Below are 16,719 nucleotides of genomic sequence, written 5' to 3'. Positions count from 1 at the left end.
TGGTGCGGTTCCCTTCGGTCGGTCAGTAGAAGAGCGGACGGTACTTGGGGCGGTACTGCAACGCATCGGGGTTTCGCATGCTGCGTACCTTGGCAGGTGTTCCGGCGACGACTTCGAGTTCGTTCACGGTGCCGCGGACCATGGAGCAGCCTCCGACGACGGCCCCGCGGCCGATGACCGATCCGCTCAATACCGTGCAGCGACTGGCGATCCACACGTAGTCGCCGATGTAGGTCGGTTCGAGGATGGGTTTGAAGGTCGGGTCGTTGTGATCGTGGTATCCGCCGATGATGTGGGTGTCGCTGGCGATGACGACGTTGTCGCCGATCGTGATTCCGCCGCGCGCATCGAACATGCAGCGGAATCCGATCGAGCAGGCCTCACCGATGACGAGATTCTCGATGTCGAGGATGGTCGTGCCGCGAAAGATCGAGGTGTCCTTGCCGATCTTCGCACCGAACGCCCGCAGGAAGTACTGCCGTATCGCATGGGACGGGATGTAGGTGACCACCATGTTGAAGGCGAGCGTGCCGACCCTGTTGCGGATCTTGCGAGCCAGCGTGATGTCCTGCATCTTGTAGTCCGATACGTGATGGACATGCGCTTGTGCGTCGGGTTGATTCTCCACCGCTGTCATGCTGCCATCTCCTCGGTCATGTCGAATTCGACCATCGCGCTGACGATCTCGGAAAAAGTCTTGGTCGGCTTCCATCCCAATACGTCGTGCGCTTTGGACGCGTCACCGATCATCGAGGCAGAGTCTGCAGGTCTGAACATGTCGGGATCACCTCGTACGTAGCTTCGCCAGTCGGCGATGCCGACGGCCGACATCGCCGCTTCGACGAAGTTCGCCACACTGTGTGCCTGCCCGGTGGCGACGACGAAGTCGTCGCCCGTGCCGTGCCGTGCCATTGCGAGCATCGCGGCGACGTAGTCCGGTGCCCAGCCCCAGTCGCGCTCGACCGTCAGGCTGCCGAGTTCGAGTGTGCTCTGCGTGCCGCGTGCTATCGCGACGGCGGCCTTGGTGATCTTGCGGGTGACGAAGGTGTCCGGCCGACGCGGCGATTCGTGGTTGAACAGAATCGCATTGGTGGCTTCGAGTCCGCGTGCGCGGTAGACCTGGACCATGGTGTGGCTCAGCGCCTTCGATGCGCCGTACGGCGACGTCGGAGCGATACGGGTGTGCTCGTCCTGCCTGCGCTCTCCCGAACCGGCGAAGATCTCGGCGCTGGAGGCGTTGATCACCATCACGCGCTTGCCCGACGCCTCCTGGTGCGTGAAACAGGCGTCGAGAAGCGATGCCGCCGAGACGCCGTTGACCCGGGTGGTGAGAACAGGCTCGTTCCAGGACCGCCACACCGACGAGATGCCTGCCAGATGGAAGACGTAGTCCGGGTCGGTGGCCTCGATGAGGGATATCGCGGCGTCCGGTTCGCCGAGGTCGATGATGTGCCGCGTGATCTGTGTGTCGGTGACGTGGGTCGAACCAGGGCGTTCGACCCCGTGCACAGCCCACCCGAGATCGACGAGCAACTCGGACAGGTAGGTGCCGTCCTGCCCTCCGATGCCGGTGATCAGTGCCGTCGTCACGCGATTTTTATCGCATCGGGAGATTGCTCGGCCAGATCGTTCTGCACCATCATCGTGACCAGTTCGGCGAAGGCAACTTTCGGCTTCCAGCCCAGCTGGGCCTGTGCCTTCGCCGAATCACCCACCAGTAGATCGACTTCGGCGGGACGGAAGAAGCGTGGGTCGATCTTGACGTACTCGGACCAGTCGGTGATGCCGACCGCGGCGAACGCGTGATCGAGAAGCTCACGAATGGAGTGTGTTTCGCCGGTGGAGATCACGTAGTCGTCCGCCTGGTCCTGCTGCAGCATCAGGTACATCGCTTCGACGTAGTCACCGGCGAAACCCCAGTCGCGTTTGGCGTCGAGGTTGCCGAGCGAGATCTCGCTCTGCATCCCCAACGCGATACGAGCGACCGATCGGGTCACCTTGCGCGTCACGAATTCGACTCCACGTCTGGGTGATTCATGGTTGAACAGAATGCCCGAGCTGGCATGCATATCGTACGATTCGCGGTAGTTGATGGTCATGTAGTGGCCGTACACCTTGGCGACACCGTACGGCGACCGTGGCCACAGCAACGTCTCCTCGCGCTGCGGAACTTCCTGGACCTTGCCGAACATCTCGGAGCTGGAGGCCTGGTAGAAGCGGACCTGTTTGCCTGCGACGTTCTGGTACAGGCGTGTCGACTCGAGCATGTTCAGTACACCGCCGCCGGTGACGTCGGTGGTGAGGCGGGCGTTCTCCCACGAGTATGCGACGAACGAGACCGCGCCGAGGTTGTACACCTCGTCCGGATCGGCGACGGCGAATGCCCGCATGAGGCTGGACAGATCGAGTAGGTCGCCCGTCAGAACCTCGACCTGCGGGAGAACTCGGTCGAGCATCGATGCCTTCGGATTGTTCTGTCCACGAAGCAGACCGAACACCTTGTATCCCTTACGGAGTAGCAGTTCGGCGAGATAGAGACCATCTTGTCCGGTGATTCCGGTGATCAGTGCCCTCTTGGTCATCGCGACAGTTTCCTCTCGGTTGTTCGTTCGTGGATGTCGGTGACTGCGGCGATCAGTTCGGCGGCGAAGCGTTCTTCGCTGTACTGCTCCACGTGAGCCTGAATCTTCGACGGCTCCCACGTCGTTCGTTCGAGCGTGGCGAGCGCGACCGCGATGGATTCGGGGGTCGGTTCGTCGAAAAAGACTCCCGACACCCCCTCTTCGACGGTGTCGAGGAATCCGCCCCAGCGAAGGACGGCACTCGGCTTACCGTGATAGGCGGCCTCGATCGGAGTCAGTCCGTAGTCCTCGTAACTGGCGGTGACGACGGCGTCACACCGGGTGTAGAGCCACCTCATCTCACCGGTGCTGAGATCGCTGAGCATGAGGATGTTGTCCGACTGCATCTTTCGCAGACGTTCCGCTTCCGGGCCGCGTCCGACGACGATGAGCTTGCGATCGGTCCCGGCGAACGCGCCCATCACCTTGTCGACGTTCTTGTACGGAAGCAACCGCGAGATACACAGGTAGAAGGATGTGCCGTCGACCCATTTCTCGGCGGCGGCGATGGGGTGGATCGGCGCGGTCTCCACGGTGAACGGCGCAGGCACAACGGTGGAGTCGATGCCGTATGCGTCGGTGATGCGCTTCTGTATCACCGTCGAGATCGCCAGATAGCGGCCGGCGGTCGCCGCTGCCCGTCGATCCCACCGACGCAGTGGCCGCGCGAGCACCGCGAGTGCCGCGCGCTTGACTGCACTGCTCGACTCGCCGAGGTACATCTGCGAGGCGTACAACCAGCGGGCAGGCGAGTAGCAGTACACGAGTTTGCTTCCAGAGGTGCGGAATCCGTGTGCCCAACCGCTGGTGCTCGTCACGACGACGTCGGCGTCGATCGTGATCGAGCGTGCCGCGAACGGCAGGAGCGGCAGCGCCAGTCGATGGTTCCTTCGTAGGAAACCGACACGGTTGAGCCGCGACGGTCTGATGTCGAGATCGGCGAATTCGGGAAAGGTCGTCGTCGGTTCGTAGAGAGTGGTGTGGATCGGGCTACCGGGGAACGCACGAGCCATCGCCAGCACCACTTTCTCGGCGCCACCCCGCTGGGTCAGGTAGTCGTGCGCTATCGCCACGCGTATCGGGCGTCCGGACCGCTCGCTCACAGGTCGACTCGCCTGCTGCGCGTCGAACCAGGACGAATTGAATAGAGCTGTGGCACAACGAAATATGTGTTCATCGGTTACCCATCGTGTCGAACTGTGCACAGGAGATCCGGTGGTCGAGATTGCGTGTGCATGATGTCGTTCGATTTCGCTACGTCGTTGTGCGTTGTATTATCGAGCTCACTGCAGGCCCCCCGACCTCGATGAAAACTGCAGACGCGGTGTCCATTGCGTCATTCGTTCGTCGTATATATCTATACGTTCCGGCCTGGAAATGGTAGCTCTAAGTGAGGTGGTTCACAGGGTCGATGAATGTTCGGTGAAGCGCGGTCCTCGGTATTGTCCGGAACTCGATCTTTCGGAAACTAATAATGAATTCGGCCGGCATCGAATCGGTCGACAGCAGTGATGTCGAATTCAAGTGAAAGCGGAAATGTGGTTCAGAATTGGATCAGTCAGCGCCCCTGAATATTCGCGCCCCTGATCATTCGCGCGCTGGATGTTCGCGTCCCCTGGATGTTCGCGTTATCGGTCAGCGCACGACGACTGCACCGGTACCAGGCCGCCAGGTGATCGTCCCGTACTGAAAGGTGACGCGGACGCCGCCGCCGGGAAGTGGAATTTCGTCGCTCGTCGCCGGGCCGAGGGTCGGGTCCCATGCTGCGATGATGCCGCCTCCGATGAGGCGTGTTCCGCCGATGTCCGTGGAGAACACGCGCAGGCCGAACGGGCTGTCGAAGTCCTGGTAGCCGTTGGCGAATCCGGTGGTGGGTAGGAATCCGGTGTAGCGGACGGCGTTCGCCACCGCGGGCGGTGCGGCGATGAATCCGCTCGGCATCTCGTAGACGGTGGCGTACTCGCGGATCTGGGCCCACCGAGTGCGGATCGGAAAGACCGGGCTCGTGGCAGCGCCGAACACGGCGGGAACCGCGGTGAACCGGGTGTACTCCGGTGTTCTCGGAATGTGGTTCGCCAGGAGCGACATGACGCCCCACAGGGCGGGCTTGGCACTCCAATCTGTGCGCATCAGCCCGAAGGTCATTTCGGGATCGGCGCTTCCGGTCTGCTGGTCACGGAGCTGATACAGGTAGATCGGACCGGCGAACGGCAGTTCCTGCCACTTGGTGATCAGGTGGGTGATCATGTCGTTCTGCTGCGCCTCGGAGACCACGGATGTGGGGACGCCGTACTCGGTGGCCCATATTTTCTTCGCGCCGTCACCGGCTGCGACCATGGCTGCGCGGATATCCATGATCTGGCGTGCAGGGGAGTCGTCGACGTAGACACCGTCGGCGAACTTCAGCGAGTACTGATACGGGTGGAACGACAATGCGTCGAACTTCCCCGCTGCTCCGGCCGCGTACATCTGCCTGGTGAACGTGACGGGGTTCTGCACGCCGGGCATGTCGACGACGGCACCGAGGACGCCGCCGATGACCGTCGCCGCCGAATCCGCCGCCTTGATGGCCGGGTACGCCGACGTCAACAGGGCCGTGTACCCGGCCGCGTCGGGCGCAGGTCCGTAGAAGAAGGCTCCGTTGGGCTCGTTCCAGATCTCGTACGCTGCGATCCGGCCCTTGTATCGGGCGGCGACCTTGCCGGCGAACTGGCCGAACAGCGCGGGCGAGGCGGGCCTGGTGCTGATCGGTCCTCCTGGCGGTGACGTGGCCCAGGGCGGTGTGTACGCGATGATTCCGAGCATCGAGATTCCGCGCGCTGCGACAGCGCCGACGACGCGGTCGACTGCTGTCCAGTCGAGTCGGTTCTGCGAGAGTTCGACGGTGGGCCAGGGGATGGAGATACGCAGGGAGGTGATTCCCGCGGCCTTCAGCACCGTCAGGGTGGTATCGAGTTCCGCGTCGGTCGACCACAGCAGTGCTCCGCTGTCCGAGACCCCGACGGTCCCTTGTGGGACGGCGGCCTCCGCTTGCCCGACCGGTTGCGTTTCGGGAACCCCGGTTTCGGACACCCCGGTTCCTGACACCACATAGGACGTCACCGCGACTGCCACGGCCGCGGTGACAATGGCCACCGAGACGGCGGATATCACCGAACGCAATCGCATTCTTTTCATCGGCGCGTCTTTCCGGCAATGGGGTTCGCGTCGAACCCGACTTTCGGAATCATTGCACTGTCGAGTGGCTTTGTAAAAATTCACACCATGTGGTCTGTTGAATTGAAACTGCAGGTCAGGCGTGTTTCATCGGTTCCAAGCCCGACGCCTTCCATCGAATGGTACTTCGGTCGATGGGTAGGTTATCGGATGCCTTTTCCCACGCGAGGACAAGAAATACGAGAAGCACCGAAAATGCCATCGTGGTGGCCGGAATGGTGACGACCGGAAAATCCAGCTGCAATGCGACGACGGAGAATCCGATGAATCCGCCGCCGATGAATCCGTGTTCCCACTTGTTCGACCGGAGGCAGCGGTAGCCGATGATCGCCCCGGCGACGAGCACGGCGACGAACGCGAGTCCGGCGAGAATGCCGCCGCGATACACCGAGAGAAGCGGCGCGTTGGCGACGTAGTTCACCGCGAAAGCATGCCCGGGATCCTTGAATTCCGCCCGGCCCCAGCCGAGGCCGAACAGCCAATGACCGGCCATGTGGCCCGGGAAATCGACGAGCGCGTCGCCGCGCGCGCTGGAACCGGCGTCGCCACTGCCGAACGAGGAGAACACCCGGTTGCGCACGGTGGGCACGCACAGGGCACCGATGAACGCGAGGACGAATCCCCCGACGATGATGAGGCGATCCTTCGTCCGCATGGTGTGAAACGCCAGCATGAGGCAGATGCCGAAGACGACCGAGAACAACGCTGCCCGCGACAACGTCAGCACTATCGCCCCGAAAAGCAACGCCGACAGCACCCATCGGGTTGTCCCGCGTATCAGTAGGACGCACAGCATCAGCGCGACGAACAAGCCGATACCTGCAGCGTTGGGGTCGATGAACGTGCCGGCGAGGCGAAGTGTTGTGGTCTCGCCCGCGTAGACGAACCGGCCGCTCTCTGCTTCGCCGCCGTATCCGAAGGGGGAGAGATATCCGATCGATTTGCCCTCGGGGTCCGCGAGAAGAATGGCGACGGCGAACGCGGCAGCAGCCGACGCCGAGTAGACGTAGATCTTGCCGAACAATTCGAGTTCGCCGCGAGGCAGACGAAGTAGAGCGACGACGACGAGTGTCGACACGAGCCATTTGCCGAACTCACTGTAATCCACTGTTGCACTACTTGTTGCGACGACGGACAGCGCGGAGGTGATGATCAATGCGATGACGGCCATTTCGCCGTATGTGATTCGACTCACGCCCGTGCGGTGGATCAACGCCGCGAGTACGACCGCAAATCCCAAGGTGAAGACCAGGGGCGCGTGTACACCCGGTACGTAACCGAACGGCAGAGCGCCCAGTGAAAATGCAAGAGCGCGAGTCAGATACGCGGGGTGCCGCAGGCCGATGTAAGCTCCGACCACCAGTCCGACGAGGGCGAAGGCTCCCAATTTCGCGGGAGCTCCTCCGATAATGATCAAAAACGAAACAATTAAAGGAACGACGACGATCACCGCCGCGTCGACGCGCTTCGAGATGCTCATGGGCAGTGATGTTGTCACGCTTTCGTTCTCCCGCAACATGTACGTACTGCTGAATTCAGCCGAGCGCTCTATTCTTTCTGGCGAACCGGGTAATCCGATAGGAGTATTTCGTGGAGATTCGAGAATACGGGCGGATTCTGCGTGCAGGGTGGTGGATCGTCGCGTCGCTGACCGTGCTCGGCATCGTCGGCGGATTCGCGTATTCGCTCGTGTCGACGGATCGGTATCAGGCATGCGCCCGTCTGTTCGTCACCACCGAGGGTGGCAGTTCGGTCGGTGAGGCGTACCAGAACAACTTGTTCTCCCAAGAGCGCGTGAGCTCGTACGCCGGACTCGCCACCAGCATCCAGGTCGCGCAGCGCGCCGTCGATCAGTTGCAGCAGCCGATGTCGGCCGAGGATCTGCGCGCGAGGATCACCGCGACGCCCATCGAGAAGACGGTGCTGCTCGATGTGTGCGGCACCGATTCGGATCCGGACGTTGCCGGTGCGCTCACCAATGCCGTGGCCGGCCAGCTGACTCAGGTCGTCCAGGAACTCGAGACCTCACAGCGCGGAGGCAGCCCGGCCGCCGGTGCGACCATCGTCGATCAGGCGGACGTTCCGACCGGTCCGGTCGGGACCGGTCTGGTCACTCTCCTCGTACTCGGCGGCGCTGCCGGTCTGATTCTCGGGCTTCTCGTCGCACTCGGCCGCGGGCTCATGGATCGGTCGATTCGCGATCGGTCACGCGCGGAGGACATCTCGGACCGAACCGTTCTCGGTGGTCTGCCTGCCGATGCGGAGCGCCCGCGACATCCCGTCGCAACGTTCGCGCGGATGGGCGAACCGCTGCGCGCGCTGCGCACCAACATCCGCTTCCTCGGCGGCGGTTCTCCTCCTCGTGTCATCACGGTGACGAGTGGTGGCGCGGGTGAGGGGCGAACGTCGACTGCGATCGATCTCGCGGCGGTGATGGCAGAGGCCGGACACAAGGTCCTTCTCGTCGGCGGCGACATGCGGTCCCCGGACCTCGGTGAGCGACTCGGAATCGGACAGACCCGCGGGCTCAGCACCGTCCTGTCCGGCGAGCACCGACTAGAGGAGGCGATCCACCGCGATGTTCTCGACGGTGTCGCGGTACTTCCGGCGGGCCCGATCCCGCCGAACCCGAGTGAACTGCTCGGCTCGGATCGCGCCCAGATTCTTCTGGAATCCTTGCGCGGAGACTATCGATACGTCCTGATCGACACCCCACCCCTTCTCGACGTCACCGACGGTGCGATCCTGACGGCACTCGCCGACGGCGGCCTGGTGCTGGCGCGTATCGGCCGAACCTCGCGTGAGACGCTGCGTCGCGCGGTGAAGGTACTGGGCGGTGTCGGCGGCAGCGTGCTCGGCGTGGTGACGACATTCGAGACCACGCGCGGCGGGCGGTCGGCGCGCGCCAGGACCGCGGGCGCCGACACGACGAGCGGTGCAGCCGCCGCGGACCGCGAGGTCTCGGCGTCGTCCTCCAGCGGGCGCTGAGGCGATGGTGCGGCCGACACGACCGATCCTCCTCGCGGCGATCACGCTCGTCGTCCTGCCGCTGACGATGTCGTGCGCTCAGGACCAGCGGATCGTCCTTCCCCCCGGTGCGGACACCACACCGGTGACCGCTGCGCCTGCGACGCCCGAGCCGATACCGCCGCCGAACATGACCGATACCGGGCCCGGTTCTCTGTTGTCGTTCGAACCGCTGGACGAGATCGCCGACGACATAACCGAACTCGGTGCGCGTGCGACGCGTGTGGTGTACCGCTCGACGTCGGGCATCGACGGCGGCAGCACCGAGGTATCGGGGACCGTCGTCGTCCCTGGCGGTCGTGCACCGAGCGGTGGCTGGCCGGTGGTCTCGTACGGTCACGGCACGACGGGTGTGCTGAGCAACTGTGGCCCCTCGAAGTATGCGAATCTGCTCGGCAGCGCACCGATCGTCGCGGCTCTGGTGCTGAACGGCTACGCGGTCGCGATCACGGACTACCAGGGTCTCGGTGTCGACGGCAGTTATCATCCGTATCTGGACTCGAAGACATTCGGCTACAACATGATCGACGCCGTCAGGGCGGCCCGCAATTTGATTCCGACGCTCAGTGTCCGGTGGGCCGCCTACGGGGTGTCCCTCGGCGGAATGGCGGCGTGGGCGGCGAGCGACCGCAATGCGGAGTACGGGGGCGGCATGGAGCTCGTCGGTACCGCGGCGATCGTGCCGGTATCGGATATGGCGGGGCTCGCGGACTCGGCGGCGGCGGGCACATTGACGCGCGCGCAGTATCCGCTGCTGATGTATGCGCTGCACGGCCTGGCGATCACGCACCCGGAGATGAATCTGGACCACTATCGGTCGGGTCTGGCCAAGGACAGGTGGGACGATTTCATGGCGTGCATTCCTCCGGAGTCGGACGAGGTGCCGGAACTGGTTGCACGGCTGCAGCCGTCGGACCTGAAGCCGATCGATGCGGACGCGACGGACGCTCTGCGCGGTTGGCTCACCGAGATGGCGCTGCCGCAGCAGAAGTCGACGTCTCCGCTGTTGGTCATGTACGGCTCGACGGACGATCTGATCCTCGAATCCTGGACCGAGAAAGCCCTGAAGCGTGCCTGCGATTCGGGAGATGTCGTCGAATACGAGCTACATCGAGGCGAGGGCCACGGCAATCTGGACAGCAGCTTCTCGGTGCCGTGGGTCACGGCGAGGTTCGCCGGCCAACGACCGGTGAACACGTGCGAGCAGAACGGATGATCTCGCCCGCAGGAGTGCCTCGGCTGAAGGACTACGGACGAATGATCCGCGATTCGTGGGCGCTCGTACTCGCGGCGACGCTGCTCGCCCTCGGGGGTGCCTGGCTCGCCACTGTGTTTGTCGCACCGACGTATACGGCTACATCCATGGTGTTCGTCTCGGCGCCCGGCCCGTCGTCGCCGCGTGCCGCGCTCGACGGCAACCGAAGCTCCCTCGCCCGGGTGGAGAGTTACGCCGAGTTGACGACGAGTGAACAGGTGCTCAGGCGCACGATCGTCCAACTGCACCTGTCGATGGAACCGGAGGAACTGAAGAAGGACGTACTCGTCCTGCCGACGCCAGGCTCTGCGTCGATCGAGGTCGCGGTCACCGCCGACACCGGTGATACGGCACGCGATATCGCGAACGCACTGGCCACCAATCTGATTCAGGTGATCGAGGAGATCGATCTCGGCTCGGACGGCCCGGTGTCGACGGTGACGCTCGTCGATCCAGCGGTGGTGCCGGGCTCACCGAGCACTCCGAAACAGACCGATAACCTGTTACTCGGCGGAGGAATGGGTTTTGTGGTGAGCTGTGTGCTCGTTGTCGTGTACGGAGTTCGGCGGGACACGATCCAGTATCGCGACCAAGCCGAGTACATCACCGGGAGGGCAGCCGCGGGGCGGTCAGGGGGAGATCGACGATGAAACATCTACGACGCGTGAGCGCCGCGTGTGCGGCGGCCGTAGTCCTGCTGCTCGCCGGGTGCGGGAGCGAAACCGAGTTGGTATCAACCGATTCCGCTGCACTCGGGGGTATCGTTCCTGCCGACTACACCGAGCACGGATCCGGTTCGCTCGTGCGCGCCGAAGAACTCCTGACGATCGATCGCCGGATCAGCAGTATCTCCTCCATCGCAGCACATGTGGTGTATTCGTCGACGTCGGGCGTGGACGGCTCACCGACCCAGGTATCCGGAGCGGTCTTCGCTCCCGAGGGCAAAGCCCCCGATGGCGGCTGGCCGGTGATCGCATACGGCCACGGGACAACGGGAGTTCTGCCGGACTGTGCGCCGTCGACCGACCCGGAACTGCTCGGCAGTTCGCAGATCGTCGCCGCGCTCGTGCGTGCGGGGTACGTGGTGGCCGTATCCGACTATCAAGGGCTCGGTCTCGACGCGACCTATCATCCGTACCTGGATGCGAGAACCGCTGCGAACAATCTGATCGATTCGGTGCGAGCCGCGAAGAGGTTGGTGCCGGGCACATCCGATCGGTGGCTGGCCTTCGGTGGCTCACAGGGCGGCCAGGCATCCTGGGCTGCTAACGAACTCGCGAGCACGTACGGCGCCGGACTGCAGATCGTGGGTTCGGTCTCCCTCGTTCCTGCGGCCGACATCAGCGGCCTCGCGCAGGCTGCTGCCGACGGTACCTTGACGACCGACCAGAAGCCGCTGCTGCAGTGGATACTGGTGGGGCTCGCGAAGTCTCATCAGGAGATCGATCTGGACGACTACCGGCGAGGTGTCGTCAAGGACCGCTGGGACGAGTTGTCGGCGTGCGGTGGACCGCGTGCCGCCGATCGCACGGCACTGGCGGCGCAGATCGACAACGACGACCTTCGGCCGTCGACGCCCGAGGCGACCCGAGCTCTCGAAGCGTATCTCCGCGAGATGAGCCTTCCGACAGCTCCTGCTTCGGCCCCGATGTTGGTGATCTACGGCGGCCGGGATTCGCTGATCTCACAGGCGTGGACCGACCGCGCGATCGCCGCGGGATGTGAATCCGGCGAGTCCATCCAGTCGGTACTGCAGCCCGATGCAGGCCACGCGGACGTCGATGGCGCCGCCGCGTTCCCGTGGATCGAGGAGCGCTTCGACGGCGCCCCAGCGATCAGCTATTGCCCAGCTCCTCCGCAACCGTAACCGTAAGGCGCCCACCATGACCGATTCTCCCGACGGCACTGCTGGTGCTGCAACCAAGACATCTCCGGCGGTTCGGCCGGCAGGCCGGGCCACGCGCATCGTCGGTCTCGACGGCCCGCGCGGATTCGCGTGCCTGTGCGTTCTCGCAGTGCACGTCGGCGGTCACAACAGCCCGCAGACCGTCATCGACTTCAAGCTCGGCCTGCTGGGTCAAGGGCTGATCTTCTTCTTCGCACTGTCCGGCTTCCTGATCTTTCTGCCTATGGTCCGCAGGCTTTTCGCCGGGAAGTCGATGCCGGACAACAAGACGTACGTCGTGCACCGGATCATGCGGATCTTCCCGGCCTACATCGTGATTCTTCTGCTGTGCAGTTTCGTGCTGCGCGCGGTGTTCACCGAGAACGCCGCCGTCGCAGAACGCCATTTCACCGACGCGGGCCTCGGGATGCTCACCGATCCGCTGGAGTTGCTGGCCAACCTGACGCTGCTGCACTCGTACTTCCCGGCGTATCTGCAGACGGGAATCAGCCCGTCGTGGTCGCTCTCGCTCGAGCTCGCGTTCTACATCGCCCTGCCGTTGCTCGCGGGGATCGCGTTCTACTTACGGAAGCGGACGAACATCAGTGCCCCTGTGCTGGCGATGATCCCGGTTGTCGTCCTGTTCGTGATCGGACTGACCGGCAAGCTCTACACCGCGAGTCTGGTCGAGTCGTCCGGGATCACGAGCCCGCAACTTCTCGACTGGGGTCCCAACGGAATCGCCGTACTCAGCCGAAGCTTCTGGTCGCTGGCCGACAACTTCACCTACGGCATGCTGGTGGCCGTCGTATTCGTCGCCATCGACAACGGAGTCCTGACCGGTGTGGTCGCCACCAAGATGCGGTGGTGGGCAGGGCTGGCGATGATTCCGGTTGCGGTCATCTCGTTGAAGTTGGTCGACGACAACTCACGCTGGCAGAGTACGTTCGTGGCCATCGGGTCGGGGCTGCTGATCCTGTTCATCATCGCTCCGCTGGCGCGCGGTGAGAACTCACGCCTGGCCGAACTCGCCGACTGGGCCCCACTGAGTTACGTCGGAACCGTCTCGCTCAGTGTGTACCTGTGGCACTTCCCGATACTGATCGTGGTCGGCCGATTCGGTTGGATGGCAGGGGACAGTCCGCTGGGAATGTTGTGGAACTTCCTCGTCGTGGCTACCGTCAGCCTGGTGTTCGCCACCATCACCTACCGATTGGTGGAGAAGCCTGCCCTGATGCAGGCGCGTAAATTCCGGTCAGCCACATAGTGTCGCGCACGACACGCCCCGTACCGCTGTTGTCCGAGCGGGGTGTAGGGGACGGCATGCACGCGCGATGAGGGCGCGTGCATACGCGGCGCTGGCGGCGTCGGTACTGATGCTGTCGGGATGTTCGACGGTAGTCCCGGCGCTGGTGCTGGCCCCCGGCATCGCGGTTCTGTCGACGTGGCCACAGCCATCCGAGCCGATCGAGGTGGCCGATCCTGGCGTGGGTAACGGATCGGTGGTCAGCGCCGAGACCCTGCCGAATCTGCCGTGGACGGTCACCAGGGCCGGGGTGAAGGCAGCGCGGGTGGTCTACCGGTCGGCCGGGAATGGCGGCGGGACGACGGAAGTGTCCGGCAGCGTGTTCACCCCGGCAGGGGACGCACCCGAGGGCGGGTGGCCGGTGATCTCCTTCGGCCACGGCACGACGGGGATCGAACAGGCGTGTGGACCGTCGTTGTCTCGCACTCTCCTCGGAGTGGCGCCGCTCGTTGCGGGATACACCGCAGCGGGATTCGCGGTGGCGGTCACGGACTACGAGGGGCTCGGACACCCGGGAGTGCATCGGTATCTGGACAACGCGTCGGCCGGCTACAACATGATCGACGCCGTTCGCGCGCTCCGCCACACGTTCCCCGACGTCTCGAGCCGGTGGGTAGCGTTCGGCGGTTCCCAGGGCGGCGGTGCCGCATGGGCGGCCAACGAACAAGCAGGGTACGCACCGGAATTGGAGCTTCTCGGCTCGGTCAGTCTGGCGCCGAGTGCAAATGTCAGCGGTCTTGTCGACAAGACCGAGCAGGGAACGCTGACGGCCGATCAAGCTCCGTTGGTTCACTGGCTACTCGAATCGTTGTCCAGAGCGCATCCGGACTTGGACCTGGACGACTACCGCAGCGGGCATGTCGCCGAGGACTGGGACGTACTCAGCGGCTGCACCCCGGCCACGGCGTCGGCGCGCACCGATGCCGCCGCGCGGATCGGGCCGCTGGACTTCGCGCCGCGCACCGAACAGGCTGCTGCGCTGTTGGATTCCTACCTCGGCGCTATGGCGGTCCCTCAGCAGAGGGCAACCGCACCGATGTTGGTGGTATACGGCGATGCCGATACCTACATCGATGTCTCGTGGACGGACGACGCGCTGGCGAAAGCGTGCGCGTTCGGTGATGCCGTCACCATCGACCGGCAACACGGCAAGGGCCACAGCGACCTCGATGGGGATGCGGTCAATCGGTGGATAGGCGAACGCTTCGCCGGCGACGCCGCCGCGAACGACTGCGAGTGAAGGTGGGGACATGAGCATTGTGGTGCGCGGTAAAGATATCATCAAGCGGCGCTTGGGATCCGGACTTCCGGTGCCCCCGTTCGCGGAACCGTATCTGGTCGTCGCTGTCATGGGGCAATCGAATGCGCACGGCGCAGGCATCGGTCTCGACCGCGCCGGACTGGACGCACCGCATCCGAGGGTGCATCAGTGGGCGTCGTCGGGTCGGTCGAAGAACACGATCGTTGCGGGATGCGATCCGCTGTTCCACGAGGTGCCGTCGAAGGCAGTCGGCTTTGCGACGACGTTCGCACGCCGGCTGGCCGACGACACCGGGCAGCCGGTTCTGCTGATTCCCTGCGCTCGTGGAGATTCCGCATTCGCGCGGGTCGGCGGCACGACGTGGGACCCAGCAGATCGCGGTGCGCGGATGAATCTGTTCTGGAATGCCGTGCGCCGCATCGAATCCGGACTCGATGCGGCCCCGGGCAGCAGTGTGGCCGCCGTGCTGTGGCACCAGGGCGAGAGTGATGTTCCGCTGACCCCGGGGCCGGTGTACGCGGACAAGCTCGATCTCGTCATAGACACAGTGCGTGCACGGTTCGGTGAGGTGCCGTTCGTGATCGGGCAGATGGTGCCGGACGAGATCGAGTCGGCGCACCGCGACTATCCGGTGATCGACGCGGTACACCGCGACACACCGAACCGCCGCGCCGGAGTTGTTTTCGTGGAGGGGCCGCGCGGGCTCTACAACAGCGAGACCGAGAAGATTCACTACAACGCGGCTGGGCAACGCCTGTTGGGTGCATCGATGTGGGCCGCCTTCGCAGCTGCGCGGTAGAGGGGTGGACGCCTTGCGCTTCGGCCGATCCCGTGCCATCCTCGAATCATGACTACAGGAAAGGCGGACTCCGCCACCGTCGCGTGACCGCCGCATCACTCGCCCCACGACATCCGATTCGGGGCGAGATCATCGAAAATATCTCAGCTGAACGTGACGCGTGGCTCGCGCGGGGACTGTGTACTCGGCGGTCCGATCGAACCTCGGCCGAATCTGCCGTCGCACAGCTCTATCGACTGTGCGGCCTGGCTCGGCCCGAGTTCGTCTGGGTGCCGTCTCCGCCTGCTGGGGCGACTCTCATCGAGGACGAGAACCTCGCCGAATCGATGTCGTTCGCCGAGGATCGTCTGGATCTGCCGCCCACGTGCATCGCAGCGCGTATCCGGGCATCCTTCGCACGCATGGATGCCCGGATAGAGCGTCGAAGATCGGACTGGGCAGGCAGGCATTCGGCCATCGAGGCGGCGCGTTCTCTGCCTCCGAAGGACGCCCTGGGGCGCGGCATCGACCCTGATCTCGTTCTACGGGCGTCGATGTGGGATTCGTTGCGTACCAGCCTGTTCGACGGAGTTGCCTCCGCAGTGCGGACGTTGATGCCACCCGTCGTGTGTGGCGTCACGTGGTACGGACAGCAAGAGGCCCATCGGGTCGGTCACTACGATGTCTATCGGCGTTCCGGGTTGGTGACGTTCGGGTACGAGGACGTCGTCCTACTCGACGTGTTGTCGGTACTGACTGACTCCACCGGATGGTGGTGGGCGTTCGACGGCGTCTGCGTCATGTCCGAACGCCCGACCGCGCTGCGCACCGAACCCACTCCCGGCGGTGTGCACAACCAGCGCAGGTTGCACGAACCTGACCGTCCGGCTCTCGAATTCGCCGATGGCACAGCAGTGTTCGTGCTGCACGGCACGATCGTGCCGGACTGGGTCGTGCTCGATCCATCCGTCGAACGTATCTCCGCCGAGCGCAACGTCGAGGTCCGCCGCTGCGCCATCGAACGCATCGGATGGGACTCCTACATCGATGCGGCGGGGTTGGAACTCATCGACCGAAGCGACGACCCCGGCAATCCAGGGTGCATGCTACAGCTCTACACGACGCCGGATGGTTGGGGCAGGCGTAGTCGAATATTGCTGGCGGTGAACGGTTCCCGTGAGCGCGACGGGCACCGTCGACGGTACGGACTGCACGTTCCTCACTGGATGCCGTCTGCCATGGATGCTGCCGGGTGGACCTACGGCATCAGCGGCGCCGACTACGCCGACCTTCTCCGCCGAACCTGAACATTCGCATACCGACACACAAGGTGAATCTCATGACCCTCGAAAGCCCCACGACTTTCAAAA

14 protein-coding genes are annotated in these 16,719 nt (G+C 64.0%); 8 read left to right on the top strand and 6 right to left on the bottom strand.

Features of this window, described 5'->3' with window-relative positions; translation table 11 throughout:
- Nucleotides 1-22: 22 nt before the first annotated feature.
- From RY1_RS22275 to RY1_RS22250, 6 genes are all read right to left on the bottom strand, one after another.
- Nucleotides 23-637, bottom strand: coding sequence for an acyltransferase (locus RY1_RS22275; RefSeq protein WP_072806229.1), 615 nt, complete (start codon nucleotides 635-637; stop codon nucleotides 23-25).
- Nucleotides 634-1,590, bottom strand: coding sequence for a GDP-mannose 4,6-dehydratase (locus RY1_RS22270; protein WP_072806228.1), 957 nt, complete (start codon nucleotides 1,588-1,590; stop codon nucleotides 634-636). The genes RY1_RS22275 and RY1_RS22270 overlap by 4 nt, the downstream gene beginning before the upstream one ends.
- Nucleotides 1,587-2,582 (bottom strand): GDP-mannose 4,6-dehydratase, encoded by a 996-nt coding sequence (locus RY1_RS22265; RefSeq protein WP_072806227.1) that lies wholly within the window; start codon nucleotides 2,580-2,582, stop codon nucleotides 1,587-1,589. The genes RY1_RS22270 and RY1_RS22265 overlap by 4 nt, the downstream gene beginning before the upstream one ends.
- Complete coding sequence (locus RY1_RS22260) at nucleotides 2,579-3,724, bottom strand: glycosyltransferase (RefSeq protein ID WP_245819863.1); 1,146 nt, start codon at nucleotides 3,722-3,724, stop codon at nucleotides 2,579-2,581. Before RY1_RS22260 ends, RY1_RS22265 begins: the two co-directional genes overlap by 4 nt.
- A gap of 532 nt (nucleotides 3,725-4,256) precedes the next feature.
- On the bottom strand, nucleotides 4,257-5,798 hold the full coding sequence (locus RY1_RS22255) for a cellulase family glycosylhydrolase (protein ID WP_072806226.1): 1,542 nt from the start codon (nucleotides 5,796-5,798) through the stop codon (nucleotides 4,257-4,259).
- Between the two features lie 115 nt (nucleotides 5,799-5,913).
- A complete protein-coding gene (locus RY1_RS22250) occupies nucleotides 5,914-7,317 on the bottom strand; it encodes an O-antigen ligase family protein (protein ID WP_072806225.1) in 1,404 nt (467 codons plus the stop codon).
- A 110-nt stretch (nucleotides 7,318-7,427) separates the two neighbouring features.
- On the opposite strand from RY1_RS22250, the gene RY1_RS22245 reads away from it, so the two are divergent.
- The 8 genes from RY1_RS22245 to RY1_RS30760 all read left to right on the top strand — a co-directional run bounded on the left by RY1_RS22245 (nucleotide 7,428) and on the right by RY1_RS30760 (nucleotide 16,656).
- The gene (locus tag RY1_RS22245; RefSeq protein WP_084727726.1) at nucleotides 7,428-8,825 is read left to right on the top strand and encodes a tyrosine-protein kinase domain-containing protein; all 1,398 of its coding nucleotides are present in this window, start codon (nucleotides 7,428-7,430) and stop codon (nucleotides 8,823-8,825) included.
- Nucleotides 8,826-8,829: 4 nt separating this feature from the next.
- Entirely contained in the window at nucleotides 8,830-10,080 is a 1,251-nt protein-coding gene (locus tag RY1_RS22240; protein ID WP_084727724.1) for a lipase family protein, read from the top strand.
- Nucleotides 10,077-10,769, top strand: coding sequence for a YveK family protein (locus RY1_RS22235; RefSeq protein WP_072806224.1), 693 nt, complete (start codon nucleotides 10,077-10,079; stop codon nucleotides 10,767-10,769). The genes RY1_RS22240 and RY1_RS22235 overlap by 4 nt, the downstream gene beginning before the upstream one ends.
- Nucleotides 10,766-11,986, top strand: coding sequence for a lipase family protein (locus tag RY1_RS22230; RefSeq protein WP_072806223.1), 1,221 nt, complete (start codon nucleotides 10,766-10,768; stop codon nucleotides 11,984-11,986). The genes RY1_RS22235 and RY1_RS22230 overlap by 4 nt, the downstream gene beginning before the upstream one ends.
- 16 nt (nucleotides 11,987-12,002) lie before the next feature.
- Nucleotides 12,003-13,271 (top strand): acyltransferase family protein, encoded by a 1,269-nt coding sequence (locus tag RY1_RS22225; protein WP_072806222.1) that lies wholly within the window; start codon nucleotides 12,003-12,005, stop codon nucleotides 13,269-13,271.
- A 67-nt stretch (nucleotides 13,272-13,338) separates the two neighbouring features.
- Entirely contained in the window at nucleotides 13,339-14,550 is a 1,212-nt protein-coding gene (locus tag RY1_RS22220) for a lipase family protein (RefSeq protein WP_072806221.1), read from the top strand.
- 10 nt (nucleotides 14,551-14,560) lie between these two features.
- Complete coding sequence (locus RY1_RS22215; RefSeq protein WP_072806220.1) at nucleotides 14,561-15,370, top strand: sialate O-acetylesterase; 810 nt, start codon at nucleotides 14,561-14,563, stop codon at nucleotides 15,368-15,370.
- An 83-nt stretch (nucleotides 15,371-15,453) separates the two neighbouring features.
- The gene (locus RY1_RS30760; protein WP_245819862.1) at nucleotides 15,454-16,656 is read left to right on the top strand and encodes a DUF6745 domain-containing protein; all 1,203 of its coding nucleotides are present in this window, start codon (nucleotides 15,454-15,456) and stop codon (nucleotides 16,654-16,656) included.
- Nucleotides 16,657-16,719 lie beyond the last annotated feature (63 nt).

The sequence above is a fragment of the Rhodococcus yunnanensis NBRC 103083 genome (assembly GCF_001895005.1).
Taxonomy (GTDB): domain Bacteria; phylum Actinomycetota; class Actinomycetes; order Mycobacteriales; family Mycobacteriaceae; genus Rhodococcoides; species Rhodococcoides yunnanense.
Note: the sequence above shows the minus strand (reverse complement) of the source record. Positions and strands in the feature narration are given on the sequence as shown.